The 26,973-nt window shown below is 46.0% G+C and carries 27 protein-coding genes and 1 pseudogene; 19 read left to right on the top strand and 9 right to left on the bottom strand.

The genetic code is table 11. The annotated features are described in order from the left end of the window. Positions 1-236: 236 nt before the first annotated feature. Together ABK447_RS13205 and ABK447_RS13200 are read left to right on the top strand one after the other, a co-directional pair. Positions 237-1,037 (top strand): polysaccharide deacetylase family protein, encoded by an 801-nt coding sequence (locus ABK447_RS13205; RefSeq protein WP_038463848.1) that lies wholly within the window; start codon positions 237-239, stop codon positions 1,035-1,037. A gap of 112 nt (positions 1,038-1,149) precedes the next feature. Next, on the top strand, positions 1,150-1,269 hold the full coding sequence (locus tag ABK447_RS13200; protein WP_003154518.1) for a GapA-binding peptide SR1P: 120 nt from the start codon (positions 1,150-1,152) through the stop codon (positions 1,267-1,269). A 47-nt stretch (positions 1,270-1,316) separates the two neighbouring features. Here ABK447_RS13200 and ABK447_RS13195 read toward each other — a convergent pair whose 3' ends face one another. Then, positions 1,317-2,789 carry an aminotransferase class I/II-fold pyridoxal phosphate-dependent enzyme gene (locus tag ABK447_RS13195; protein ID WP_007409666.1) on the bottom strand — a complete coding sequence of 491 codons (1,473 nt, stop codon included), beginning with the start codon at positions 2,787-2,789 and terminating at the stop codon, positions 1,317-1,319. 179 nt (positions 2,790-2,968) lie between these two features. On the opposite strand from ABK447_RS13195, the gene ABK447_RS13190 reads away from it, so the two are divergent. Then, a complete protein-coding gene (locus tag ABK447_RS13190) occupies positions 2,969-3,235 on the top strand; it encodes a UPF0223 family protein (RefSeq protein ID WP_038463851.1) in 267 nt (88 codons plus the stop codon). A 34-nt stretch (positions 3,236-3,269) separates the two neighbouring features. Here ABK447_RS13190 and ABK447_RS13185 read toward each other — a convergent pair whose 3' ends face one another. Beyond that, a complete protein-coding gene (locus ABK447_RS13185) occupies positions 3,270-3,902 on the bottom strand; it encodes a DUF1054 domain-containing protein (protein WP_007409668.1) in 633 nt (210 codons plus the stop codon). Positions 3,903-4,138: 236 nt separating this feature from the next. On the opposite strand from ABK447_RS13185, the gene ABK447_RS13180 reads away from it, so the two are divergent. The 3 genes from ABK447_RS13180 (at position 4,139) to ABK447_RS13170 (ending at position 5,697) form a co-directional block, all read left to right on the top strand. Next, a complete protein-coding gene (locus tag ABK447_RS13180; RefSeq protein WP_003154513.1) occupies positions 4,139-4,327 on the top strand; it encodes a hypothetical protein in 189 nt (62 codons plus the stop codon). Between the two features lie 133 nt (positions 4,328-4,460). Continuing rightward, the gene (gene suhB, locus ABK447_RS13175) at positions 4,461-5,258 is read left to right on the top strand and encodes an inositol-1-monophosphatase (protein WP_007409670.1); all 798 of its coding nucleotides are present in this window, start codon (positions 4,461-4,463) and stop codon (positions 5,256-5,258) included. After that, entirely contained in the window at positions 5,245-5,697 is a 453-nt protein-coding gene (locus ABK447_RS13170; RefSeq protein ID WP_015239788.1) for a GNAT family N-acetyltransferase, read from the top strand. The genes suhB and ABK447_RS13170 overlap by 14 nt, the downstream gene beginning before the upstream one ends. A 51-nt stretch (positions 5,698-5,748) precedes the next feature. On the opposite strand, the gene ABK447_RS13165 is transcribed toward ABK447_RS13170, so the two are convergent. Further along, a complete protein-coding gene (locus tag ABK447_RS13165) occupies positions 5,749-7,314 on the bottom strand; it encodes a M4 family metallopeptidase (protein WP_038463854.1) in 1,566 nt (521 codons plus the stop codon). A 366-nt stretch (positions 7,315-7,680) separates the two neighbouring features. Between ABK447_RS13165 and ABK447_RS13160 the strand changes: the two are divergent. Both ABK447_RS13160 and ABK447_RS13155 read left to right on the top strand, forming a co-directional pair. Continuing rightward, positions 7,681-7,815: pseudogene (locus tag ABK447_RS13160) on the top strand (RNA polymerase sigma factor); the annotation flags it as partial. Then, entirely contained in the window at positions 7,812-8,105 is a 294-nt protein-coding gene (locus tag ABK447_RS13155; protein WP_038463857.1) for an anti-sigma factor, read from the top strand. The pseudogene ABK447_RS13160 and the gene ABK447_RS13155, both read left to right, overlap by 4 nt. A 38-nt stretch (positions 8,106-8,143) precedes the next feature. On the opposite strand, the gene ABK447_RS13150 is transcribed toward ABK447_RS13155, so the two are convergent. Then, complete coding sequence (locus ABK447_RS13150; RefSeq protein ID WP_038463860.1) at positions 8,144-8,761, bottom strand: hypothetical protein; 618 nt, start codon at positions 8,759-8,761, stop codon at positions 8,144-8,146. A 309-nt stretch (positions 8,762-9,070) separates the two neighbouring features. Then, positions 9,071-9,259 (bottom strand): YlaF family protein, encoded by a 189-nt coding sequence (locus ABK447_RS13145; protein ID WP_003154504.1) that lies wholly within the window; start codon positions 9,257-9,259, stop codon positions 9,071-9,073. Positions 9,260-9,370: 111 nt separating this feature from the next. Here ABK447_RS13145 and typA point away from each other — a divergent pair, with 111 nt between their 5' ends. Both typA and ABK447_RS13135 read left to right on the top strand, forming a co-directional pair. Beyond that, positions 9,371-11,209 carry a translational GTPase TypA gene (typA, locus tag ABK447_RS13140; protein ID WP_007409675.1) on the top strand — a complete coding sequence of 613 codons (1,839 nt, stop codon included), beginning with the start codon at positions 9,371-9,373 and terminating at the stop codon, positions 11,207-11,209. A 56-nt stretch (positions 11,210-11,265) separates the two neighbouring features. Next, positions 11,266-11,586 (top strand): YlaH-like family protein, encoded by a 321-nt coding sequence (locus ABK447_RS13135; RefSeq protein WP_015239793.1) that lies wholly within the window; start codon positions 11,266-11,268, stop codon positions 11,584-11,586. A 41-nt stretch (positions 11,587-11,627) separates the two neighbouring features. Here ABK447_RS13135 and ABK447_RS13130 read toward each other — a convergent pair whose 3' ends face one another. Both ABK447_RS13130 and ABK447_RS13125 read right to left on the bottom strand, forming a co-directional pair. After that, on the bottom strand, positions 11,628-11,837 hold the full coding sequence (locus tag ABK447_RS13130; RefSeq protein ID WP_007409677.1) for a YlaI family protein: 210 nt from the start codon (positions 11,835-11,837) through the stop codon (positions 11,628-11,630). A gap of 101 nt (positions 11,838-11,938) precedes the next feature. Continuing rightward, a complete protein-coding gene (locus ABK447_RS13125; RefSeq protein WP_012117484.1) occupies positions 11,939-12,562 on the bottom strand; it encodes a YhcN/YlaJ family sporulation lipoprotein in 624 nt (207 codons plus the stop codon). A 154-nt stretch (positions 12,563-12,716) separates the two neighbouring features. On the opposite strand from ABK447_RS13125, the gene ABK447_RS13120 reads away from it, so the two are divergent. Further along, a complete protein-coding gene (locus ABK447_RS13120) occupies positions 12,717-14,045 on the top strand; it encodes a PhoH family protein (RefSeq protein WP_015239795.1) in 1,329 nt (442 codons plus the stop codon). On the opposite strand, the gene ABK447_RS13115 is transcribed toward ABK447_RS13120, so the two are convergent. Beyond that, complete coding sequence (locus tag ABK447_RS13115) at positions 14,040-14,516, bottom strand: hypothetical protein (RefSeq protein ID WP_038463864.1); 477 nt, start codon at positions 14,514-14,516, stop codon at positions 14,040-14,042. The genes ABK447_RS13120 and ABK447_RS13115 overlap by 6 nt on opposite strands. A gap of 103 nt (positions 14,517-14,619) precedes the next feature. On the opposite strand from ABK447_RS13115, the gene glsA reads away from it, so the two are divergent. From glsA to pyc, 4 genes are all read left to right on the top strand, one after another. Further along, on the top strand, positions 14,620-15,549 hold the full coding sequence (glsA, locus tag ABK447_RS13110) for a glutaminase A (protein WP_012117487.1): 930 nt from the start codon (positions 14,620-14,622) through the stop codon (positions 15,547-15,549). Between the two features lie 107 nt (positions 15,550-15,656). Further along, entirely contained in the window at positions 15,657-15,938 is a 282-nt protein-coding gene (locus ABK447_RS13105; RefSeq protein ID WP_003154494.1) for a YlaN family protein, read from the top strand. Positions 15,939-16,143: 205 nt separating this feature from the next. Next, positions 16,144-17,355, top strand: a complete 1,212-nt coding sequence (locus ABK447_RS13100; RefSeq protein ID WP_100001412.1) for an FtsW/RodA/SpoVE family cell cycle protein — start codon at positions 16,144-16,146, stop codon at positions 17,353-17,355. A 75-nt stretch (positions 17,356-17,430) separates the two neighbouring features. Further along, complete coding sequence (pyc, locus tag ABK447_RS13095) at positions 17,431-20,877, top strand: pyruvate carboxylase (protein ID WP_100001414.1); 3,447 nt, start codon at positions 17,431-17,433, stop codon at positions 20,875-20,877. Positions 20,878-20,973: 96 nt separating this feature from the next. Here the strand turns inward: pyc and ctaA are convergent, their stop codons facing one another. Continuing rightward, entirely contained in the window at positions 20,974-21,900 is a 927-nt protein-coding gene (gene ctaA, locus ABK447_RS13090; protein WP_072589067.1) for a heme A synthase CtaA, read from the bottom strand. A 343-nt stretch (positions 21,901-22,243) separates the two neighbouring features. On the opposite strand from ctaA, the gene cyoE reads away from it, so the two are divergent. From cyoE to ctaE, 4 genes are all read left to right on the top strand, one after another. Then, positions 22,244-23,161: a heme o synthase gene (gene cyoE, locus ABK447_RS13085; RefSeq protein ID WP_003154486.1), complete on the top strand. Its 918-nt coding sequence runs from the start codon at positions 22,244-22,246 to the stop codon at positions 23,159-23,161. A gap of 217 nt (positions 23,162-23,378) precedes the next feature. Continuing rightward, positions 23,379-24,449 (top strand): cytochrome c oxidase subunit II, encoded by a 1,071-nt coding sequence (coxB, locus tag ABK447_RS13080; RefSeq protein WP_100001416.1) that lies wholly within the window; start codon positions 23,379-23,381, stop codon positions 24,447-24,449. 31 nt (positions 24,450-24,480) lie between these two features. Further along, entirely contained in the window at positions 24,481-26,349 is a 1,869-nt protein-coding gene (ctaD, locus tag ABK447_RS13075) for a cytochrome c oxidase subunit I (RefSeq protein ID WP_007611227.1), read from the top strand. Further along, complete coding sequence (gene ctaE / locus ABK447_RS13070; protein WP_003154482.1) at positions 26,349-26,972, top strand: cytochrome c oxidase subunit III; 624 nt, start codon at positions 26,349-26,351, stop codon at positions 26,970-26,972. Before ctaD ends, ctaE begins: the two co-directional genes overlap by 1 nt. The last annotated feature ends 1 nt before the right edge of the window (position 26,973 follow it).

Here is a 26,973-nt window from a genome sequence, read left to right as displayed (position 1 = left end):
TCTGTTTTATATAATATATGGGTTCATCCATTTATAAGGACTATATCAAGTGTATCACGAGAGGTGAAAAACCTAAGGCTTGTTACTGAATTGTTATATAATTGAAACCGTTTTTAATGAAGAAATAATACGTGTGACAACTTGCGCAGCCGATGTGTAAAAAAGGCACATTGTTTTTCGTGAGAGCGCTGTTTTTTCGTTATACTGGGAGCAAAACCATATCAGGAGGGATTGTCATGTATAAAGCCGCTGCAGCCGTCATATGTATGTGCTTACTCGCCGGCTGCCAATCAAATGAAAAGATGCAAACAAACAAACCTCATTCTCAAGCCGCGGCCAATCATGCCAAACGGGAAAACCACCATACAAAAGAGGAAAAACAGAAAAAACAGAAGGCGGAGCCCCGTTACTATATCAATCCGAATAGCTTTTCTGTGGAAAAAATGGATGAACAGAAAGAGAAAAAACCGATCGCATTGGTAACGATCGATGACGCGCCTGATCAGCATGCCGCTGAGATTGCGGACAAACTGCACGATCTCAATGCGTCAGCGATCTTTTTTGTAAACGGACATTTTTTGAAAAAAGATGAAAATAAGAAAGCGCTTAAGCATATTCATGAGTTAGGTTTTATGATCGGTAATCATACAATGACTCATCAAAACTTAAAAGATCTTTCCGAACAAAAACAATGGGAAGAAATCATTGGCGTCAATAAAGCGGTTGAAAAGGTAATAGGAGAGAAACCCGCATTTTTCAGGGCGCCTTTCGGAAGCAATACGGACTACAGTGACAGACTTATAAAAAAAGAAGGTATGGTGAAAATGAACTGGACCTTCGGGTATGATTGGGATCAGAAATATCAATCCAAAAAAGCGCTTACCGATATCACACTGAACAGTCCTTATCTGCGGGACGGGGCCAACATATTGATGCATGACCGGAAATGGACGGCGGAAGCCATGCCGGACATTGTAAAAGGATTGCGTCATAAAGGATATACTGTGATTGAACCTCGAGCTATAAAAAGACCGTAAAAAATAAATGTGTTATACAATTTATAGTTGACATATTAAATGTGACATAATAATATAATAACAACAAGTGAAAATTAAGCGTTTTCAAATTCTGAGAAATGGGGAATGACAGATGGGTACAATTGTTTGCCAAGACTGTAACGAAGCGATTCATTACTTTGAGGATGAGAAGGTCACGACGTTATACGGAACATGCTGCGGACAATGCCAGTGTCATCTTGAAGAAGAGTAAAAAGCGTAAAAAGGCCCGAAACGATTTCGTTTCGGGCTTCTTTATGTTTATTGGATGGCTTTTTGCTCTTTGATGACTCTGATCATTTCAAGCGTTGCATCTTCGGGACCCTGCACAGGAAGGCCGGCGTCCAAGTTTTTAAAAATGTAGCTGATATTTTCTTCAGTAATGATCTCGCCCGGAATAAAGATCGGAATTCCCGGCGGGTACACCATGACAAACTCTGCGATGATCCGTCCCGCGGATTCTTTTAACGGAATGACTTCCGTATTTGCGTAAAACGCGTCTCTTGGCGTCATCGCTAACAGAGGAATTTCAGGAAGCAGAACTTCGGTTTGCTGATGAGCATAGTCATTGTCGGAAGCCTGCTTTGAAATGTCTGTAAGCGCGCTTACAAGACGGTCGGCATCTCCCGCTCTGTCGCCGGGGGTGAAAATACATAAAATATTATACAAATCGGACAGCTCGACTTCGATATTATATGATTCGCGGAGCCATTTTTCAACGTCATGACCCGTCAGGCCGAGGTTTTTGACCGAAATGATTAATTTAGTCGGATCATAACTGAATGCAGCTTTAGACCCTGTGATTTCTTCGCCGACACAGCGGATGCCTTCAATTTGATTGAGGCGTTTCCGTGTCTGATCCGCCAGCAGAATCGTATCTTCAAGAAGGTCGCGGCCTTCTGTAGCGAGGCGTTTTCTTGCGACATCCAGTGAAGCGAGAAGCAGATAGGATGTTGACGTTGTCGTCAGCATGCTTAAAATCGACTGTACTCTTTCTTTGGAAACAAGACCTTCTCTCACATTTAAAATGGAGCTCTGCGTCAGGGAGCCTCCCAATTTGTGCACGCTTGTGGCTGCCATATCAGCGCCCGCCTGCATGGCGGACAGAGGAAGCTTATCATGAAAATGAATATGCACGCCGTGCGCTTCATCGACAAGCACAGGCACATCGAAAGAATGCGCGAGCTTTACAATGCTGCTCAAGTCAGCTGCCACACCGAAGTACGTCGGATTTATGACAAGCAGGCCTTTTGCGTCAGGGTGCTCCGTCAAAGCCCGCTCGGCGGACTCAAGCGTAATGCCGTGAGAAATTCCGAGCTCATCGTCAATTTCCGGGTGAATAAAAATCGGCACCGCTCCGGAAAATACAATGGCCGACATAATGGATTTATGAACGTTTCTCGGGATGATGATTTTATCTCCGGGTCCGCATACGGCCATGACCATCGTCATAATGGCGCCGCTCGTCCCTTGTACGGAAAAGAAGGTATGGTCTGCGCCGAATGCTCGAGCGGCCAGATCCTGGGCTTCTTTAATGATGCCCTTTGGCGCATGTAAATCATCCAGAGGTTCGATATTAATTAAATCTATGCTTAACGCGTTTTCTCCGATAAATTGTCTGAATTCCGGATCCATTCCCGCGCCTTTTTTATGGCCCGGAATGTGGAATTGGACAGGCTGTCTGTCCGCGTGCTTTTTCAGTCCGCTGTACAGGGGTGTTTCATGTTGCGGCAATTGTTTTCCCACCTTTATCATAATACCTACGGATTAGTTTGTATTACATTCAGTTTTATTACCCGTTTTTTAAACGTAAAACAAATGAATTATATTATGAACTTGAAAGAAAGTAAAGAACAATTTATGATCTATGGAAGATGCTTATTTTGAGCATGATTATAAAGGAGTGAAGACATTTGGAATATCAATATCCGATGGATGAGGACTGGACGACAGAGGAGGCCGTGGATGTCATTGCTTTTTTTCAGCAGGTGGAAAACGCCTATGAAAAAGGAGCTGACCGAGACAGACTTCTGAATGCGTACCGCCGCTTTAAAGAAATCGTTCCCGGGAAAGCGGAAGAAAAGAAAATCTGCAGCCAATTTGAAGCTGACAGCACCTATTCCCCGTATCGGACTGTGAAACAGGCGAAACAATCAGATCAAGCGATTATCAAAATGTAGACAAAGCGAGCCGGCAATCGGCCCGCTTTTTATGTTATGAGACTTTCTGAGTCAGTGTGTATAAAAAGGAAAGCTTCCTAAAAGCATCTTCAATGGTTTGCAGGAATTCATTGTTGTTCATGTTGATCACGTCTTCTTTTTGCAGCTGAATGCCGCACAAAAGCTCTGCTTTTTTCACTGTCTGCAGGCGTTCAAATAATGTTTTCAGCTGCTCCTGATCCATGTCGGACTGCTTGTACGCACCTGGCTTCGTATGATCCGGCGACCATACAAAATGACCGGGAATCTGTTTTGTGATGTCCTCCTGCTTCGCTTCCAGCAATCTGCCGTATTCCTCTTTTATCGGAGATTCATAAATGATGGCAAACCATACAAACATATGGGTGTCCCATAAACCGATCTGAAAGTGAGGGAGTTTCTTATACCCGCGTTTGCTGTTGGCAAAGGCAACCCAGCTGTCAGCCGGCGGGTTGACAGATCTTCTCGCGTGCTTGGCGACATGCGGGAACATTTCATCTCCTGTCAATGCTGACAATGTCGGTGCGAAATGCTCTCCTAACAAGGTCAGCTTCGGACGGACTTGTTCTTTTAACACCTCCATGCGCGGATCTAAACCTTCTATTGTAAATGTATCGAAGTCTTCTTTTGTAAAACGCATCTGAGTCATCTTTTTCCTCCTTATCGTAAGTATTCATATTTTACCACAGCCGCCGCCGGCCGCAAAAACATTGAGAACGTTTGAGCCGAGAGGATTGGTGGTAAAAAACGAATAGGTAAACACACAATTTTAAGAATGTTGTTACAGCCGAATATAAGTTTCCATACGATATAAGAAGTATCATTAATAAATTGGAAAAATGGGATGCTTTTTTAACAAATGATCTCTGGAAGGGGCGAAAGACAATGAGGCAAGTGGTGAAGGAAGGATTCAGGGAGGAAAAAAATAACCGTGTAGCTGTCTGGAGACTAGAGGTTGATTATGAATTGGCAACCCTGTATGAGGCCATGCAAAAAGAGAATGAAGATCAAATCGATCTCAGCAAAAGAAAACTGGAACGTCTCAGAAAAGAATGGATTCGGCTTAACGGATAAAGAATAGTAAAAACGAACCGCAGGAAATGGTTCGTTTTTACGTGAGAAGGCATTTTTTTCATTTTCCTTGCTTTTTCATCGCCTTTATCAGTATGCTATAGAATAAGCTATACATAGAAAAGAGGTACACGGTATGACAAATTGGACGGAAATTGATGATATCGCAAAACAATGGGTAAAAGAAGCCGGAACGAGAATCAGACAATCCATGCAGGAAAGCTTGACGATTGAAACAAAATCAAATCCGAATGATTTAGTCACAAATATTGATAAAGAGACGGAGCGCTTTTTCATTGACCGTATACAGGGAACTTTTCCCGGACACCGGATTCTCGGAGAAGAAGGGCAGGGGGATAAACTCCGCTCCCTTGACGGAATCGTCTGGATTATTGATCCGATTGACGGAACGATGAATTTTGTCCATCAAAAGCGGCATTTCGCGATCTCCATCGGCATCTTTGAAGACGGAAAAGGCAAAATCGGCTTAATTTATGATGTGATGCAGGACGAACTGTATCACGCATTCAGCGGAAAAGGGGCTTATCTGAACGACACGCCGCTTGCTCCTTTAAAAGAAGCTTCCATTGAAGAAGCCATTATTGCAATCAATGCCACATGGGTGACGGAAAACAGAAGGATTGACCCGAGTATTTTGGCGCCGCTCGTAAAACGGGTCAGAGGAACGCGTTCCTACGGTTCGGCGGCACTTGAGCTGGCCAGTGTTGCGGCCGGCCGCATTGACGCATACATTACGATGAGGCTCGCGCCGTGGGATTACGCTGCCGGCTGCGTGCTGCTGAACGAAGTCGGGGGCATTTACACGACCACAGACGGCGAACCGTTTACGTTTTTAGACAACCACAGCGTGCTTGCGGGCAATCCGGCAATACATAAAATTATCTTTGACGACTATTTACATGCTGACAGGTAGAGATTTTGAAGAAGAAGATCTCGGGTTTCTGGAGCAGCTGGCGGCATCACACCCGGTGTGGAAAAACGAAGAGTTCGGAACAAAAAATGCGGCGGAGTTTATGCTTGCATACTCCATGTACAATGGAACATGGCTCGTATGGGAGATTGACGGCGCTCCTGCCGCCGTCAGTTTTCATTTGGAATGGGCGCCTTCAAACGGAAAACCGTGGCTCGGAACCGTGGCCGTCGCTCCGGAGGCAAAAGAGAAAGGAATCGGACGCGCGGTCATTGAAGAGATTGCGGGCCGGCTGAGAGGGGAGCATAAAGCGATGTTTTCAGCCGTTCCCCTGGACAGGCAGGAATGGGTTTTGTTTTTAAGCCAATGCGGCTTTGAACAGCTTAAGCTTGAAAAAGACGATCAGGAAAAGACATATATGATCATGGTGAAGCCATTGTGAAATGTTTCAGATATAAAAAAGAGACCGGATTTCTCCGGTCTCTTTTCTTGTTTACAAGCCGACCGCATTCCAGGCCGCTTCTACGCTTGCAGCGTCTTGAGAGCCGTAAAGGTCCCGCGCTGATTGAATCAAAGCTGCTTTTGCATCTTTAAAGTTTGATGACGGAGTGAGATATACCGTTAGTGCGCGATAGTAAATCTGCTCCGCTTTTTTCACGCCGATTTTAGTAATCGTGTTGTAAGCGGCTTTGTTCGGAATTCCGCTGTTTGTATGCACGCCGCCGTAGTCGCCGGCATCAGTGTTCGGAAGGTTTTGATAATTTTTGTAATGGTCGGGCTGTCCGTATTTTGTCGGAGTGGATAAACTGCGGAGAGCCGGCTGGCTGACCGTAATATCTTCACCGATATCCCAGTCCTCAGTATCATTGAAGTATCCGAATACATCAGAGAAGGATTCGTTTAAAGCGCCCGGCTGATTTTCATAGTTTAGGTTGGCTGTTTCCTGTGTAACACCGTGTGTCATTTCATGGGCCGTTACGTCCATTGAACCGGAAAGAGGCGAGAAGAATGAGCCGTCACCGTCACCGTAAATCATTTGGTCGCCGATCCAGGCCGCGTTATTGTATTTGCTGCCGTAATGAACGGAAGATACGATTTTGCCGCCTTTATTGTCGTAACTGTTGCGTTTAAACGTCTGATAGAAATAATCGTACACTTTGCCGAGATTGTAATGCGCATCAACGGCAGCGCGCTGAGAAGAAGTTGTGAACTGGTTGGTAGTGCTTGATACGAGTGTGCCCGGCAGGTTATATTGTCGGTTTTGCAGATCGTACGTAATAATTTGCGTTCCGGTAGGTTTAGAAAGATCACGCATTACATATTTTCCGCTTTCAGAAGAAATATTTAATGAGACCGTTTTTCCTTTAAGAGTCGTACCTGTTCCGGTTGCAGCGGCATGCTCCACTTTGTTTTGCTTTTTCAGGACTTTCCCTGTCTCCGCATCAACGGTTACTTCCCAGTTAGCTGGTTCCGGTTCGATGTAGCGGATGGTTACATCATAGGCGAGGCGGTATTTACCGTCTTTTGTGGCCGCTGCTTTCAGCTCGGCTTTGTTTTTGTTTGCAACGTTGCCGTTAGAGACGGCTTCAGGTGATTTGCCGATTGCTTTAAAAGCATGATCCAGCGCCTGATTTGCAGATAATTTTTTGCTGTTTGCCGTTTTGGCAGAAGCATCGTTGTTTAATTCACCGTTAATCGCATAGACATTGTTGGATTTATCGACGTGAATAATGACTTGTGAGTCTTTCACAGGCACACCGTTAACGACAGGCACATAACGGAAATGCTTGTAGCCGAGATCATCAGTCGTGTGGTCAATCAGCTTCAGTCTCTCAGAAGGGTTGCCTTTGAAGACTTTGCCGTTTTGTTTCAAGTAGTGCTTGATTGCTTTGTCACTGACTGAAGGCAACTCAGACTGCACCAAAGAATGCTTCGGCACAAAGTTCGTCAGGTTTTCTTTAAGCTGAGGATTCTCAGCGGCCTGAACACCCGGAAGACTGATAGTTAAACTCATAAAGGAAGCGGCGACAGCAACAGACAATTTCTTACCTAAACCCACAATAAATCCCCCTTTTTGAAAATAATGAAAACTTATATTGTTATAATAAACCAGCATTCTCTCATTCTGCAATATAAAACTAGACTCCGCTGATGAATTGATAGAATCGTCCCGGAAAGGCTTCCGGCGGCCAGCATCGGGGGATAAGCCGAGAGGCACGTGTTGAATCAGACATGAGTCGAATGATGCGATTTATTCTGAAAAAAATGACAAATGAAGTCGGGAAAAATGATAGGGGAAAAATGTTCCGATCTGTAAAACTTTTTTTATAGCCGTTTGTCTAAATGGGTGAGGCCTTAATAAACGAAAAGGATTGTTTCAGATGTCAGAGATTTTCAGTCATTTTATTCAGCATTTCGACAGATATTTCAAGAGCTGTCTTACGAAGAGATTGCTGATGTTTTGGACTGGAGTCTTTCGAAGGTGAAGAGCACCCTGTACAGGGCGAGAATGCAGCTGAAACAGCACTTTGGGGAAAAAAGGAAGGACGGACAGATATGACTTGCTGTTTAGTGAGAGATTTACTCCCTTTATATATTGAAGGCGATTGTGAAACAGAAACGGAGCGGTTTATTTCCCGCCATCTTGAATCATGCGGTAAGTGCGGGAGTTTATATCATATGATGAAGGAGCCGTTTGACCTCGGCAGCCCTGAGATGAAGGCGCCAGCCTGTTATGCAGAAGAAGCAAGGCGGTTTAAGGAACGGTATTACGGGAAGCTGCTGATAAAAGCAGCCTGTTTGTTCGGCGCTGTTTTCTTTATCATGCTGGTCCTTAAACTGCTGATTTAAAAAAACGCCCGGCTGAATGACCGGGCGTTTTAATCCGTTTACTCAGCCGGATGAAAGGCTGTATAAATGCCTTCAAGCAATTCCTGGGGCAGTGAATTAAAGAATCCGGCACACAGCTTTGCTTCTTTTTTTCCTGCTCCTGCTTTTTCAGCAAGTTCCTGATCAAACGTATACACACCGTCTTCTTCAATCAGCGCAGATTGAAGGATATGAAGGCTTTGGGAAAAAGCGGTGAACAGCTGATCAACGATAAGGGCCTCTTTTTCCGTAAAGCCGAGCTCCACCGCTTTTTCTTTATTAAATGTATATTCGCCGTCCGTTTTCTCAATACATTGGGAAAGTACGGTTAAAAATTCGGTTGAACTGTCCCACAGCTTTTGAATGATCTGGGCTTGTTCTTGATCTAATCCCAATTCAACCGCTTTTTCGCCGTCAAAATAATAGACACCGTCTTTTTCGTAAATCGATTGGCTGATGATGTCAATGAGTTTTGCCGCGTCTTCCGGTGTCTTCTCTGCGGAAGCCTGCAGGGCATGCGGTTCATTTGCCTGGATCGTTTTTGCGCCGGCAGAATCAAGCGGACTGAATGCAAGCAAGGCGGCTGAGGCGGTTGCGGCGGCAGTTACAGCGGTTTTCTTCAAAAAAGATGTTTTCATTTCGTTCTCTCCTTGTCATGTGTATTTGCTTACAGCCACAAGTATAAAAAGACAATGATGGAATTGAAATAGGAGGTATGGTATTTTCTGCATAACGATGCCGGACTATTTCAGACTGCATATTCTGAGGGAATCTGCTGATGTAACTAGAATGGGAGCTGTCATTTCCGGCTTCCTGACTAGGCGGCGGGGGAGATAAGCCTTACATCTCAGCCTGTTTTGAGGATGTAAAAAAGCCTGAATCTTTGATTCAGGCTTCATTAGATATTTTCTTTCCATGTTTACGGAATTTTGCAAAGGGTCATGCTTTTAATCAAGCAGTCCCTGTTCGCGCATTTTTTTCTTTACGGTGAAACCGCTTCCCATCATGGCGATAACGAGAACAATGCTTCCGATGATGCCCCATGCGCTTTTCTCAGCGATTGATACGCCGATCAGCATCATGCTGAAGACTGCTGCGAATGCAAATAATAATAAGAGCCAATTCAATTTTTTCATATTTCCATCCCCTTTAACGTCATACTTTCAGTTTACAGAAAAACGTAACGCTTTTAAAGAGGATGTGTGGTATAATATGAAAGTTATCTAATTTTTTTAGGAGATGAAAATGTGAAACTTCGAAACGATCTTCGCAACATCGCGATTATTGCCCACGTTGACCATGGGAAAACGACTTTGGTAGACCAATTGCTTCACCAAGCCGGAACATTCCGTGCCAACGAAAATATTGCCGAACGCGCAATGGATTCAAACGATCTTGAACGTGAACGCGGTATTACAATTCTTGCGAAAAATACTGCGATTAACTATAAAGATACACGCATTAATATTTTGGACACTCCGGGACACGCCGACTTCGGCGGAGAGGTAGAACGGATTATGAAAATGGTTGACGGCGTTCTGTTAGTCGTTGACGCATATGAAGGCTGCATGCCGCAAACCCGTTTCGTACTGAAAAAAGCTCTTGAGCAGAACTTAAATCCGGTTGTCGTCGTAAACAAAATCGACCGTGATTTTGCCCGCCCGGAAGAAGTCATTGATGAAGTGCTTGATTTGTTCATCGAGCTTGACGCAAACGAACAACAGCTTGAGTTCCCTGTCGTCTACGCTTCTGCGATTAACGGAACGGCAAGTCTAGATCCGAAAAAGCAGGACGAAAATATGGAATCACTGTATGAAACGATTCTTGAACATGTCCCTGCCCCGGTAGATAACGCCGAAGAGCCTCTTCAATTCCAAGTGGCGCTGCTTGATTACAATGATTATGTCGGCCGTATCGGTATCGGACGCGTTTTCCGCGGCACGATGAAAGTGGGTCAGCAGGTTTCATTGATGAAACTTGACGGAACGGTAAAATCATTCCGCGTAACGAAAATCTTCGGTTTCCAAGGATTGAAACGCGTGGAAATTGAAGAAGCGAGAGCGGGAGACCTCGTTGCCGTTTCGGGCATGGAAGACATCAATGTCGGTGAAACGGTTTGTCCGGCTGACCACCATGAGCCGCTGCCGGTTCTGCGCATTGATGAGCCTACGCTTCAAATGACATTTGTCGTAAACAACAGCCCGTTTGCAGGCCGTGAAGGCAAATATGTCACAGCCCGCAAAATTGAAGAGCGTCTGAATGCGCAGCTTCAAACAGACGTCAGTCTTCGTGTCGAACCGACTGCATCACCTGACGCATGGGTTGTTTCAGGACGCGGTGAGCTTCACCTGTCCATTTTAATTGAAAACATGCGCCGTGAAGGCTATGAGCTTCAAGTGTCTAAACCTGAAGTTATCATTAAGGAAATCGACGGCGTAAGCTGCGAGCCTGTTGAGCGCGTGCAGATTGACGTGCCTGAAGAGCATACCGGTTCTGTTATGGAATCAATGGGTGCGAGAAAAGGCGAAATGCTTGATATGATTAATAACGGAAACGGCCAGGTCCGCCTGATCTTTACCGTACCTTCACGCGGACTCATCGGCTATTCTACTGAGTTTCTGTCACTGACACGCGGTTTCGGTATCCTGAACCACACGTTTGACAGCTATCAGCCGATGCAAAAAGGCCAAGTCGGAGGCCGACGTCAGGGTGTGCTCGTTTCCATGGAAAACGGAAAAGCGACATCTTACGGAATTCAAGGTATTGAAGACCGCGGCGTCATCTTCGTTGAGCCCGGAACAGAAGTATATGAAGGCATGATTGTCGGCGAACATAACCGTGACAATGACCTTGTCGTCAATGTCAGCAAAATGAAACAGCAGACAAACGTCCGTTCCGCTACGAAGGATCAAACGACTACGATTAAGAAAGCGCGCATTATGTCGCTGGAAGAATCACTCGAGTACTTAAACGAAGATGAATACTGTGAAGTAACGCCGGAATCCATCCGTTTAAGAAAGAAAATCCTGAATAAAAACGAACGTGAAAAAGCGGCGAAAAAGAAAAAAACAGCAGGAATGTCTTAATCACTTGCAGAATTTGAAAAGGTAGAACCCGAACGGAAAAGGGGAGGGGGATCTTTTTGAATGAAGTAAGTGAACGGCTGTCGTTCTTTGCGGCTCTTTACCAAGTGGATGAGCATCCGCTGACGGGAATGTGGCTGTTATACGGAACGATCGTCGTGCTTTCGGTGATTGTATTTAAACTCGGCTTTGCCAAACGGCTGCCGGTGTTGAAGGCTGCGGCAGTTTATCTCTTTCTCGTGCTCGGCTGCACCGTGCTGACTTTTTTCGGTGTGTTTCTGCCGGTCGGAGAAGGGCTTGTTGTCGCCGCCTTGATTTTGATCATTTACAAAATCCGTCTGCACCAGTCCAAAAAAAGCCAGTCAGCTAAACCGCAATAAAAAAATGACCTTGCCTTCCGGCGGGTCATTTTTTATTCGGTTTATTTTTTCAGTTTATCTTTTTTCGCTTTTTGTCCGGGATGAAAGGAAAAGTGTCCGGTATTCAGCCGCGCCTCCGTTTTGACTTTGATTCGGTCATGGCATTCCCGGCACATATATGTATGAATCGGACGATTGCGGAGGCGTTTGGCTGTCAGTGTTTCATCATCAATTTGTTCGATTTTGTCGCAAATGGAACATTTTACTCTCATTGATTTTCACCTCTTTCACTATGACAAGCATTATAACATGGATGCCCCTCCTGCCAAAGGGAAAGAAAGCAGCGCCCTTCCTTTGGAGCGGGCGCTGCTTTTTACCGGCGGTTTTTCATATGATGATCCGATTGATCGTTCTGTTCGTTTTGCAGCTTGTTCTGGTCTCTTTGGTTCAGCTGATCATCATTCGATTGAGTCGGTGATTCTTTTTCATTGTCGGTCACATCATTCGGGACTTCCGGCATGACACGGCCGACGATGGCGGCAAGTTCGTCCAAAATGCCTGAAACGGGGCGGCCGGCCTTAATGTCGCTGCCCATGCCTCTCAGACGGGAAACCGTATCAGGATCAGCCACGACAACGGCATTGGCGCCGTAAGGATCGTTTTTTAACGCCTGGGCAACCGTGTATTTAATGCTCTCCACTTTGCTTCTTTCTAAATTGTCATCCACATCGATACCGACAACGGAGTATCTTCCGAGTACAACCGCGGTGGCATCTGAAATGCCGGGGATTTTTTCGGTTACCTCGACGAGATGCTTAGCGATGTCTGTCCGGCCGGGATTTTCAGCTGTCTCAGGAGCCGTATTTTTCACATGGATCGGTTTTGCATCGCGCTGATCGGCTGATTCGTTCTGAATATTGCGGCCGCGGCCGTCCTGTACAGCAGTGCAGCCGGTAAGGATAAACAAGGCTTGTATGATAATGAAAAGAATTCGCACGTCAGATTTCCTCCTTGAATGCTTTCATTTATTTTATTGTTGAATTAACCTTCTATCTTTATTCACCAAATCATATATTTTAGCAGGCATCCCCGTTATTCGCGGAAAGAGAAGCACACGATGGGCTTTGATCCTTATTTCAGGAGGCTGAGACTTGAGTAAAATTTATGTGTTAGATACGAATGTACTTTTGCAGGATCCTAACGCCATTTTTTCCTTTGAAGAAAACGAAGTTGTCATCCCCGCCGTCGTGCTGGAAGAGGTCGATTCAAAAAAGCGGTATATGGACGAGGTCGGGAGGAATGCGAGGCACGTATCTAAGCTGATAGACGGGCTCAGGGAGAAAGGAAGGCTGCACGAGAAAGTTCCGCTTGAAAGCGGAGGAACGCTCAGAATTGAACTGAACCACCGGTCATTTCACCAGCTCCAAGAAATTTTTATCGAAAAAACGAATGATAACCGCATTTTGGCGGTGGCAAAAAATTTAAGCCTTGAGGAGGAGACGAAAGAAAACGGCCGCCTCGTCATCCTGGTCAGCAAAGATGTGCTTGTCAGGGTAAAGGCGGATGCCATCGGGCTTTTGGCGGAGGACTTTTTAAACGACAGAGTCGTTGACCATGATGAAATATATAGCGGGTACAAAGATATATTTATGAATAAAGAGCGGTTTGCCTCGTTTTATAGAGACAAACAAATTTCAGTCAAGGAGCTTCAGCAGCATCAGGTTTATCCGAATCAATTTGTGCTGATGAAAGATGAATTAGGAGGATCTTCGTCTGCGGTCGGCATGACAGATAAGAAAGGCGAGACCGTAAAAAGACTCGTTTTCGATGATGAGCACGTATGGGGTATCAGGCCGAAGAACGTCCAGCAGACAATGGCGCTTGAACTCCTGCTGAGGGAAGATATCCCGCTTGTCACCCTGATCGGAAAAGCGGGAACGGGAAAAACCTTGCTTGCTCTCGCGGCAGGGCTTCTGCAGACGGAGGATCTCGGTATTTATAAAAAACTGATCGTCGCGCGTCCCATCGTCCCGGTGGGAAAGGATATCGGATATTTGCCGGGCGAAAAAGAGGAAAAGCTCAAGCCGTGGATGCAGCCGATCTTTGATAATCTTGAATTTTTATTCAATGCGAAAAAGCCGGGTGAACTTGAAGCGATTTTGGCAGGAATCGGATCGATTCAGGTGGAGGCGCTGACATACATTCGGGGAAGAAGCATTCCGGATCAGTTTATTATTATTGATGAGGCTCAGAATTTGACGAGGCACGAGGTCAAAACGCTTTTGACTCGGGTGGGAGAGGGCAGCAAAATTGTCCTGATGGGCGATCCGGAGCAAATAGATCACCCATACTTAGACAGTTTAAACAACGGACTTGCTTATGTTGTAGAACGGTTTAAAGAACAAACCGTCTCCGGCAGCGTGAAGCTTGTGAAAGGTGAGAGATCCGGCCTTGCACAGCTCGCCGCCGATTTGTTATAAAACTTCGATTTCTGTGACGCCCGTTATCGGGTTTTCAAAGTCTCCGTCCACGTAAAAATGGACCGGGCCGCCGTCTTGAAGGGGTTTCCCTGCATCGCTGAAATGCGCGATTGCGTCCATCGCCTTTTCGAGCGCCACTTCGGTTCTTTCTGATTTTGAAATAAATGCGCACAGGACAGCGCTTTCTTTCGGCTCGGCATTTGCTAAAACAGCGCCGAGCTTCATGGCGAAGCTGCCGTTCATCAGTCTTTCTTTTTCATAACGTTTTTCGCTTTTTAAAGTCGGCGGCGAAATGCGCCCTTCTCTGATCACCCGTTCCGGATCAAGCGTATGCTCCTGGGTTTCTGCAGAGCCGTCCGGATGAACAGGCTGATTTTTTTCAAACGGAAACTTACGGTCATCGAAAATCCAGACACTCGGATCAATTGTAATCGGGTATGTAACATTGCCTTTTACTTGAATAACGCTCATGGTGAAGCCCCCCTTTACTTAAAGTATAAAAGTTTTCGCATGAATTGTCACTTTGCGTCGCAAATTAGATGTATACAACGGCAGCGAAGTGAGGATGATCGACATGGTATGCCGGCATTACCAAGAGCTGGACGCATTAGTTCAGGAAGCGAAAAAAAGGACCGAAGAAGGCAAAGTGGCAGACTATATTCCGGCTCTGGCTGAATCTGAACAAGACAGCCTTTCGGTCACGATTTATCATGCGGAAAATACATGTCTGACGGCAGGAGACGCCGACCGGACATTTACGCTGCAGAGCATTTCGAAAGTGCTTTCTCTGGCGCTCGTACTGATGGATTACGGAAAGGAAAAGGTGTTCAGCTGCGTGGGTCAGGAGCCGACCGGCGACCCGTTTAATTCCATGATTAAGCTTGAAACAGTGAATCCGGGCAAGCCTTTAAATCCGATGATTAATGCGGGCGCTCTCGTCGTTACGGGTTTCATTAAAGGGCATTCGCCGAAAGACCGCCTGGATTACCTGCTCGGATTCATCAGAAGACTTGCGAATAATCAGGACATTACATATTGCAGACATGTCGCGGAATCGGAATTCAGTTCATCCATGATTAATCGGGCCATGTGTTATTACATGAAGCAGTATGACATTTTTGAAGGCGATGTAGAAGAGGTCATGGATTTGTATACAAAACAGTGCGCGATTAAGATGAGCAGTCTGGATTTAGCCAAAATCGGCTGTGTATTCGCCCTTGACGGCAAGCATCCGGAAACCGGGGAGCAGGTCATTAAAAAAGATGTGGCGAGAATCTGCAAGACGTTTATGGTGACATGCGGCATGTATAATGCGAGCGGGGAATTCGCGATTAAGGTCGGCATTCCAGCTAAAAGCGGCGTTTCGGGAGGGATCATGGGCATTTCGCCGTACAACTTCGGAATCGGTATATTCGGCCCGGCGCTTGATGAAAAAGGCAACAGCATCGCGGGTGTGAAGCTTTTGGAAATCATGTCTGAGAAATACAGGCTGAGTATTTTTTGAAACATTTTTTATCATAACATCTGCTTAAATCCTCTTGCAATTTCATCTGATACCCTTTATGATAAATAGAAGAATTAGGTACTCGCCTGGGGAACGGAGGGATACTTTTGGCTTCAGAGATTATAGTTGACCATCAGCAGAAAGCATTCGAGCTGTTGAAGTTAGATGCTGAGAAGATTTTGAAGCTGATCCGAGTACAAATGGATAACTTAACGATGCCTCAATGTCCTCTGTATGAAGAGGTCTTGGATACTCAGATGTTCGGACTGTCGAGGGAAATCGATTTTGCTGTCCGCCTGGGATTAGTTGACGAAAACGACGGCAAAGAGCTGCTGGACAGACTTGAAAGAGAACTGTCTGCTTTGCATGACGCGTTTACAGGAAAATAAATGATCAAACTCAAACTATTCAACGGTTTGGGTTTTTTTATAACCGTAAACCGTTTTTTTTGCATCTTCTTTTCGTAAGACGGTCTCTTAATCTGCATTTCATCCGAAAAACTATAAAGAAACTGCGTAAATTGTTTATGAATTATAGTAAAATATAATACGCTATAGGTATTAAACGTAAGCTTTAAGCAGGAAAGAGGATGTTATGTTTAAAAGGATGTTAAAATCTTACGATTATTCATTGATATGCGCTATCATTCTGCTGTGCTGTTTCGGATTGGTAATGGTATACAGCTCAAGCATGATTACCGCCGTTATGCGTTACGGCGTGAGCAGCGACTATTTCTTTAAACGGCAGCTGTTCGCCGTCCTCGCAGGGTTTGTGCTGTTTATCATCGCGGCCGTTTTTCCGTACAAAGTGTTCGCCCATCAAAAGATTCAGAAATTCATACTGCTTGCGTCAGTGGCTGCGCTTTGCGCGCTGTTTGTTTTCGGACATGTTGCCGGAAATGCGCAAAGCTGGTTTAAAATCGGCGGAATGGCCATTCAGCCGGGGGAATTTGTCAAGCTGACCCTGATACTCTACCTAGCCGCGGTATACGCAAAGAAACAAAGCTATATCGATCAGCTTTTGACGGGGGTTGCACCGCCGGTGATCGTCACCGTAGTCATTTGTGCGCTTATCGCCATTCAGCCTGACTTCGGAACGGCGATGATTATCGGCCTGATCGCGTTTTGCGTCATTATGTGTTCGGGATTCAGCGGAAGAACCCTGCTCAGGCTGGTTCTCATGGCGGGAATCGTATTGCTCCTTGTCAGCCCGATCATCTATCTGAAATGGGACGATATTTTGACACCCGGGCGTATGAGCCGGTTTGAAAGCCTTGAAAATCCCTTTAAATACGCCAGCACATCAGGCCTGCAGATTATAAATTCGTATTATGCGATCGGCTCAGGCGGTTTTTTCGGTCTCGGTCTTGGAGAAAGCATTCAAAAATACGGTTATCTGCCTGAATCGCATACAGACTTTATTATGGCGGTTATTTCAGAGGAGCTCGGCATTTTCGGCGTGCTGTTTGTCATTGTGCTGCTGGCTTTTGTCGTGTTAAAAGGTTTTTATATTGCGAGAAAATGTGAAGATCCGTTCGGGAGCCTTTTGGCAATCGGGATATCCAGCATGATTGCGATTCAGACCTTTATCAATCTCGGCGGTGTCAGCGGTTTAATTCCGATCACAGGTGTTCCGCTGCCGTTTATCAGCTACGGGGGCTCATCAATGTTGTTGTTATTAATGAGCGCCGGTATATTGGTGAATGTCAGCATGCATGTCAAGTACTCAGAAAAGAAGAAAAAGAGGGAGCCCGTTCCGTCTAAGGGGGTAAAAAGACGGCAGACGGAAAAATCTGTGTATCTCTAAAAAACAAGTGTATACACAGGACGGATATTCCTTTATTATAAACTACATATTTATTAGGCCAAGGGGGAGAAAAGTTTGTCACAACAATCCATCCAAAAAGTGTTAGTAGCAAACAGGGGAGAAATTGCGATTCGGATTTTCCGGGCGTGCACAGAATTGAACATCAGAACGGTAGCCGTTTATTCAAAAGAAGATTCGGGCTCCTATCATCGCTATAAAGCGGATGAAGCTTATCTAGTGGGAGAAGGCAAAAAACCGATTGATGCGTATCTTGATATTGAAGGGATTATTGAGATCGCAAAAAGAAACGGCGTAGATGCCATTCATCCGGGCTACGGATTTCTCTCTGAAAATATCCAATTTGCGAGACGCTGTGAAGAAGAGGGCATCGTATTTATCGGACCGACGTCAGCGCATTTGGATATGTTCGGAGATAAGGTAAAGGCGAGGGAGCAGGCAGAAAAAGCCGGCATCCCCGTTATTCCGGGGAGTGACGGACCGGCTGAAACATTAAAAGATGTCGAACAATTCGCAAAAGTCCACGGATTTCCGTTTATTATTAAAGCATCGCTCGGAGGCGGAGGCCGCGGAATGAGAATCGTCCGAAACGAAAGCGAATTGAAAGAATCGTTTGAGCGGGCCAAATCAGAAGCGAAAGCCGCATTCGGAAACGATGAAGTGTATGTTGAAAAACTGATCGAAAATCCTAAGCATATTGAAGTTCAGGTGATCGGAGATAAAGAAGGCAATGTCGTCCATCTGTATGAGCGGGACTGTTCCGTTCAGAGACGCCATCAAAAGGTCATTGAGGTGGCGCCTAGTGTATCTTTGCAGCCTGAATTAAGGGACGAAATCTGTGAAGCGGCTGTGGCGCTTGCGAAAAATGTCGGCTATATCAACGCAGGGACCGTGGAGTTTCTCGTAGCGGGCGGTGAATTTTACTTTATTGAAGTGAACCCGCGCGTGCAAGTGGAGCATACGATTACGGAAATGATAACGGGGGTTGATATCGTTCAGACGCAAATCCTCGTGGCGCAGGGCCACGGACTGCACAGCCGTGCCGTCAATATCCCTGAGCAGAAAGACATTTTTACAAACGGGTATGCGATACAATCACGTGTGACCACTGAAGATCCGCTGAATGACTTTATGCCTGACACGGGTAAAATTATGGCTTACCGCTCAGGCGGCGGCTTCGGCGTCCGCCTTGATACGGGAAACAGCTTCCAGGGCGCCGTCATCACGCCTTATTATGATTCACTGCTCGTCAAGCTGTCGACATGGGCGCTGACGTTTGAACAGGCATCAGCGAAAATGGTCCGCAACCTGCAGGAATTCAGGATCAGGGGCATTAAGACCAATATTCCGTTTCTTGAAAACGTGGCAAAGCATGAAAAATTCCTGACGGGCCAATATGACACATCGTTTATCGACACAACGCCTGAGCTGTTTGTTTTCCCAAAACAGAAGGACCGCGGAACAAAAATGCTTTCCTATATCGGCAATGTCACGGTGAACGGTTTTCCGGGAATCGGAAAAAAAGAAAAACCTGCATTTGATAAGCCTCAGACCGTTACGTTAGGTATCGGGGAAAAGCCGGCAAGCGGTACGAAACAGATCCTTGATGAAAGAGGCGCTGAGGGGCTTGCTGACTGGGTGAAAGAGCAAAAATCCGTGCTCCTGACCGATACAACGTTCAGGGATGCCCATCAGTCCCTGCTTGCAACCCGGATCAGATCCAATGATTTGAAAAAAATCGCGAATCCTACGGCTGCCCTGTGGCCTGAACTGTTCAGCCTTGAAATGTGGGGAGGCGCGACATTTGATGTAGCGTACCGTTTCTTAAAAGAAGACCCTTGGAAACGCCTTGAAGATCTTCGCAAGGAAGTGCCGAACACATTGTTCCAGATGCTGCTTCGTTCATCAAATGCCGTCGGTTATACAAACTATCCGGACAATGTCATCCAAAAATTTGTCCGGCAGTCAGCGGAGTCAGGTATTGACGTATTCCGGATCTTTGACAGCCTGAACTGGGTAAAAGGGATGACGCTGGCCATCGATGCCGTCCGTGAAACCGGAAAAGTGGCGGAGGCTGCGATTTGTTACACGGGAGATATTCTTGATAAGACCCGGACGAAATATGATTTGCAATATTATCTTTCTATGGCGAAAGAGCTTGAGGCGTCTGGTGCCCACATTCTCGGCATTAAAGACATGGCCGGTCTTTTGAAACCTCAAGCCGCATACGAACTTGTCTCAGCGCTGAAGGAAACGATTGATATTCCCGTTCATCTTCACACGCATGATACGAGCGGCAATGGCGTCTTTCTCTATGCCAAAGCTGTTGAAGCGGGTGTGGACATCGTGGATGTCGCCGTCAGCTCAATGGCGGGTCTGACTTCACAGCCGAGCGCAAGCGGATTTTATCATGCCCTTGAAGGAAACAGCCGCCGTCCTGAAATGGATGTCCGGCAGGTGGAAAGACTGTCGCAATACTGGGAATCCGTCCGTCAGTATTACAGTGAATTTGAAAGCGGGATGAAGTCTCCGCATACTGAGATTTATAATCATGAAATGCCGGGCGGCCAGTACAGTAATCTGCAGCAGCAGGCAAAAGGAGTCGGCCTGGGTGATCGCTGGAATGAGGTGAAAGACATGTACAGCGTCGTCAACCGCATGTTCGGCGACGTCGTGAAAGTAACACCTTCTTCCAAAGTCGTCGGAGATATGGCGCTTTACATGGTGCAAAACAATTTAACAGAACAAGATGTTTATGGTAAAGGCGAAACGCTTGATTTTCCGGATTCAGTCGTAGAGCTCTTTAAAGGGCAGATCGGCCAGCCGCACGGCGGATTTCCGGAAAAACTGCAAAAGCTCGTTCTGAAAGGACAGACGCCGATCACGGTAAGACCGGGTGAGCTGCTTGAACCGGTATCTTTTGAAGGTATTAAAGAAGAATGGAAAGAAACGCATCAGATGGAATTGAGTGATCAGGACGCAATCGCGTATGCTCTTTATCCGAAGGTGTTTACTGAATATGTTAAAACGGCGGAACGCTTCGGTGATATTTCCGTATTGGACACACCGACTTTCTTCTACGGCATGACACTCGGTGAAGAAATCGAAGTGGAAATTGAGCGCGGAAAAACGCTGATCGTGAAGCTTGTATCTATCGGTGAACCGCAGCCAGATGCGACACGTGTCGTTTATTTCGAATTGAACGGCCAGCCGCGCGAGGTGGTCATTAAAGATGAAAGCATTAAATCGTCCGTACAGGAAAAATTAAAAGCAGATCGGACAAACCCGAGCCACATTGCGGCATCCATGCCGGGAACCGTCATTAAATTGTTAACGGAAACCGGGGCAAAGGTGAATAAAGGCGATCATCTGATGATTAATGAAGCGATGAAAATGGAGACGACGGTACAGGCGCCGTTCTCCGGGACGATACAGCAGATTCATGTGAAAAACGGTGAACCGATTCAGACAGGCGATTTACTGATCGAAATTGAAAAAGCGTAAAAAATGAACCTAAAAAAACCTGATCCGCCCCCGTGTGCGATCAGGTTTTTTATGTGTAAAGGCCGAAGCTCTAATGCTTCGGCCTTTTCATGTGCCTCAGATGTTCCGCTGTTTTGATTCATAGCGGAAGCGGGCGATTAATAATAAGAAATAGCATAAGACGCCGAACAGGCCGGCAATAAAGAGCGAATGGGCAAGTGCAAAGCCGGTGGCCATTTCTGAATAAACAACCATGATTCCGGAGAGCGCCTGTAATACAACAAAGGCAACAGCCGCTATCCAGCCCCCAAGAATCTGTTTTTGGTCTTTGTAAGAGCGCATCGCATGTGCAAAAGCGACAAGAATCCATACGAACAGAAGCAGCGCTGCCGTTCTGTGGCCCATCTGCACCCATTCCTGAAAATGGGACGGAAGCCCGTGATTCAGCCTGCTGCAAAGCGGAACGTCAGGGCAGGCAAGGCTTGATTTCGTATGGCGTACATAAGCCCCCGTATAAACGACGATATACGTGTAAATCGAAAGGCCGATCATATGAAACTGCATTTTTCTGCCGATTCTGAGCGGCTTGACGAGCTTTTTGTCTGATTTATCAGCTTCGAATATGAGCAGCGTCAAAATCAGAACAGAAGCGAAAGAAATCAGCGATATGCCGAAATGAAGCGCCATAACGAGCGCATTTGATCCGAAAACAACCGCTAATGCGCCGAGAAGCGCCTGTAAAAATAAAAAGATAATGGACATAATGGCGAGAAAGGTTGTTTCACGGAAAACAGGCGTGACTTTTCTCCATGCCCAAAAAGCGAGACTCAGCACGAGAACGATTGAGACACCGCTTGCGAGTCTGTGGCTCCATTCAATGATAGAAGCGGCGTTAAGCTCCGGGAAAAACCGGCCGTGGCAAAGCGGCCACTGCCTTCCGCATCCGAGACCCGATCCTGTCTTTGTGACAAGAGCGCCGCCGATCAGCACGACGAGCATAACGAATGTCGTCAGCACGCCGAGCGCTTTCAAAGCTTTATTCATTTTACATTCACCTTCTTAACAAACTGGACAAAATGATATACGTACCAAGTGTAAGCGAATATGTGTTTTGTGGCAATTCTCAATTCTGTTTGTTCACAAAAATATAATAGAATCAGGACTTCTTAGATAATGGGGTTGATTATTCCAGATGGGTCTGATAGAAATAAAGTAACCGCTTTATTATGAAACCGGCGGATTTGGTAAAATTCATAAAAAGTTCACAAATAAATTCCTGTTTCTCGTTTAATATTTAAGAGGATGTTTTTTTACAGGTCATTATCTTGTATGATAGAGTTGCAGGTCTTAAAAAACCTGCTTTAGGTTTGTAAGGGAGGTTTACGTTATGGCTAATTCCAGAATTTTAAACGATACAGCTATAGACGGACAGATTGAAGAGACGACGGCATGGAAGGATTTCCTTTCGCTTATCAAAATAGGAATCGTCAATTCGAATTTAATTACGACTTTTACCGGCATGTGGCTTGCGTTACATATATCCGGTCTGAGTTTTTTAGGCAATTTAAACACCGTGCTTCTTACATTAATAGGATCTTCTTTGATCATCGCCGGTTCTTGTGCGGTTAACAACTATTACGACCGTGATATTGATCATTTAATGGAACGCACGAAAGTAAGACCGACGGTAACCGGAAAGATTCAGCCGAATCAAGCGCTGTGGTCAGGAATTTTACTCATTGCTTTAGGACTTATCATGCTTTTGATGACCACCGTGATGGCAGCAGTCATCGGTTTTATCGGCGTGTTTACGTACGTTGTTCTTTATACAATGTGGACCAAACGCCGTTATACGATTAATACGGTTGTCGGAAGTGTATCAGGCGCCGTGCCGCCGTTAATCGGCTGGACAGCGGTTGAAGGGCACATCGGTGTTGTCGCGTGGGTTTTATTCATGATTTTATTCATCTGGCAGATTCCGCACTTTTTAGCGCTTGCGATTAAGAAGACGGAAGATTACAGAGCAGCGAATATTCCGATGCTTCCAGTAGTGCACGGCTTTGAAGTGACGAAAAGACAGATTATCGTCTGGGTCGCATGCCTGCTGCCGCTTCCGTTTTTCCTCGGCAGTCTCGGTCTTCCGATCGTCATTCTCGGCACTTTGCTGAATGTCGGATGGCTTGTTCTCGGACTGATGGGATTCCGCATGAAAAACATCATGAAGTGGGCAACTCTTATGTTTGTCTATTCGCTTAATTACATGACCATTTATTTTGTAGCGATGGTGGTCTTTACGCTGTTTTAATTGAATAATGAGCTTGTTTGATCGCCAAAACAAACAATGACAACTAGTAAACGCCGCCTTGACCTTTTGTTTAATCAGGCGGCTTTGCTTTTATACATAGATGGAATTTTAAGTAAAAAATCTCATATTTTAAGAAATGAGGAAAAGAAGTATTTCGGCTGGAAGCAGATTTACTGCTTGTGCATCTCGTACTGATTCAAAAAAGGGGTTGGGTGAAATGTTAAAGCGTTGGCGTCTTTTATCATTATTAGCCTTAATGCCGCTTTTATTGAGCGGCTGTGGAAAACCGTTTCTGTCCACGCTCAAGCCTGCCGGCGAAGTGGCTGATAAACAATATGATCTGACGGTGCTCAGCACACTTATCATGGTTGTCGTCGTTGCGGTCGTAGCAGTTATTTTCTTTTACGTCATTGTGAGATTCAGACGGTCGCGTATAGGGGAAGACACGATACCGAAACAGGTGGAGGGGAACCGTTTTTTAGAAATCACCTGGACCGTTATTCCGATCCTGCTTCTGATTATTCTTGTCATTCCGGTTGTCATCGATACATTGGCGCTGGCGGATACGTCGCCGATGGATAAGAAAAACCGTAAAGCAGAGGATGCGCTCGTGATTAATGTAAGGGCGAATTTATACTGGTGGGAATTCGAGTATCCTGATTACGGGTTTGTGACAAGTCAGGAGCTGATCGTTCCCACAGATGAACGCGTCTATTTCAAGCTGAAGTCCTCAGATGTGAAACACTCTTTCTGGATTCCGTCAGCCGGGGGAAAAATCGATACGAATACGGATAATGACAATACTTTCTTTCTGACCTTCGATTCTAAACGCAGCAAAGAAGCGGGAGAATATTTCTTCGGGAAATGCGCAGAGCTGTGCGGACCTTCACATGCGCTGATGGATTTCAAAGTGAAGCCGCTGCCGTCAAAAGAATTTAAACAATGGACGAAAGCGATGAAAAATTATAAGCATACAACAGACTCCGGTTTAGCCGCGCAAGGAGAAGAGCTGTTTAAGGAAAAAAACTGCCTGAGCTGTCATGCGGTTGAGCCCAATGATAAACGGGCTGAAGCGGCAAGAACGGCTCCGAACCTCGCTACCTTCGGTGAACGGGTCAAAGTGGCCGGCATTAAGGATGCGAATAAAGAGAATATAAAAGCCTGGCTGAAAAATCCGGACAGCATTAAACCGGGCAATAAAATGACAGGCACTTATCCGAAGCTCTCGGACGCTGAAACGGATGCGCTGTATGAATATTTAAAAGGGCTGAAAGCGGAGAACAAGTGAGGACAGGGAGATATCAGGGGGGAGGTCGTAAATGATGAATACGCTTACAGGACAGCAAAGAAAAAGCTCTTTGCTTTGGGATTATTTGACGACGGTTGACCATAAGAAAATCGCGATTTTATATATGATCGCCGGGGGATTTTTCTTCGTCGTCGGCGGACTTGAGGCCATGCTTATCAGGATTCAGCTCTTGAGGCCGGGGAACGATTTTATGGGTGCGCAGCAGTTTAATGAAATTATGACGATGCACGGCACGACAATGATCTTCCTGGCGGCGATGCCGCTGTTATTCGGGCTGATGAACGCGGTTGTGCCGCTTCAGATCGGGGCGCGTGACGTATCGTTCCCATTTCTGAATGCGCTCGGATTTTGGCTGTTTTTCTTCGGAGGCATCTTTTTGAATCTGAGCTGGTTTTTAGGAGGCGCTCCTGATGCAGGCTGGACGTCGTACGCGTCGCTTGCGCTGAATTCGAAAGGGCACGGCATAGACTTTTTCGTGCTCGGCCTGCAAATATCAGGCTTAGGTACGCTGATTGCGGGGATCAACTTTCTCGCCACGATTATTAATATGAGGGCGCCGGGTTTGACGTATATGAGACTGCCGCTGTTTACGTGGACGACATTTGTGGCGTCGGCACTCATTTTATTCGCATTTCCTCCGCTCACCGTCGGTTTGGCGCTGATGATGCTGGATCGTTTGTTCGGAACGAATTTCTTTAATCCTGAATTGGGCGGCAATACGATAATCTGGGAGCATCTGTTTTGGATTTTCGGGCATCCGGAAGTATACATTTTAATTCTTCCCGCCTTTGGGATTTTTTCAGAAATCATTCCCGTATTTGCGAGGAAACGTCTGTTCGGTTATTCGTCTATGGTCTTTGCTATCGTGCTGATCGGCTTTCTCGGGTTCATGGTTTGGGTTCACCATATGTTTACGACGGGACTCGGACCGATCGCTAATGCGATATTTGCGGTTGCGACGATGGCGATCGCGGTGCCTACGGGCATTAAAATTTTCAACTGGCTTTTGACCATCTGGGGAGGAAATGTCAAATTCACGACGCCTATGCTGTATGCCGTCGCCTTTATTCCTTCTTTCGTACTCGGAGGAGTCACGGGTGTCATGCTGGCGGCCGCAGCGGCAGATTATCAGTTCCACGATACGTATTTTGTCGTAGCGCATTTCCACTATGTCATTATCGGCGGCGTTGTGTTCGGCATCCTGGCGGGCGTGCATTTCTGGTGGCCGAAAATGTTCGGGAAGGTGCTTCATGAAACGATGGGGAAAATTTCGTTCGTCTTATTTTTTATCGGGTTTCATCTTACCTTCTTCATTCAGCATTTCCTCGGTTTGATGGGAATGCCGCGGCGCGTTTACACATATCTGCCCGGCCAGGGGCTTGATACTGGAAACCTGATCAGTTCAATCGGCGCGTTTTTCATGGCGGGCGCGGCTGCTTTACTCGTCGTCAATATTATTTATACCTCAATAAAGGGGAAATACGTCGGGAACGACCCGTGGCTGGACGGTCGTACGCTTGAATGGGCGGTCTCTTCGCCGCCGCCGGAATATAATTTTAAACAGCTTCCGTTTGTCCGGGGACTTGACCCGCTGTGGATTGAAAAGCAGGCCGGAAATGAAGGGATGGCGCCTGCAGAGCCTGTAGAGGACATTCATATGCCGAACGGCTCCATCATGCCGTTTATCATATCTTTCGGGCTGTTTGTCGCAGCGTTCGGGTTTTTATACCACTCCGATTATTCATGGGGGCTTCCGGTTATCTTCATAGGGCTCGGCATCACATTCTTTACCATGCTGCTTCGCTCTGTGGTCGATGATTACGGCTATCATATTCACAAAGAAGATCTGCCGAATGATGATAAAGGGGTGAAGGCGTAATGCAGCTGCAGGAAAAAATGACGGCTGAAACCTTTCCGGCTTCTCCTGAAAAAGCAACGCTGGAAGGGAAAAATAAGTTTTTGGGATTTTGGCTGTTTCTCGGCGGGGAAACGGTTCTGTTCGCCTCGCTATTTGCAACATTCCTTGCTTTACGGGAATCTAAAGCCGGAGGGCCGTCAACAGCTGAGATGTTTGAGCTGCCGATCGTATTTATCGCGACGATGCTTCTTTTAACGAGCAGCTTAACGAGTGTGTATGCGATGTATCATATGAAAAATTTCTCCTTTAAAAAAATGCAGGTGTGGCTTTTGGTTACCGTTTTATTGGGAGCAGGATTTTTAGGGGTAGAAATCTATGAATTTATGCATTACACTCACGAATTCGGCTTTACCATTACAAGCTCTGCGCTCGGCTCAGCGTTTTACACGCTCGTCGGCACACACGGAGCACACGTGGCGTTCGGGCTGTTGTGGATCAGCGCGCTGATGATCCGGAATGCAAAAAGAGGGCTCAGCCTTTATAATGCGCCGAAATATTATGTGGCCAGCTTATATTGGCATTTTATCGATGTCGTGTGGGTCTTTATCTTTACCGTTGTATATTTGATGGGGATGGTGGGATAAC

The organism is Bacillus sp. hwrm1, assembly GCF_040207805.1.
Lineage (GTDB): Bacteria > Bacillota > Bacilli > Bacillales > Bacillaceae > Bacillus > Bacillus velezensis.
This window is presented reverse-complemented; position numbering and strand designations above follow the sequence as displayed.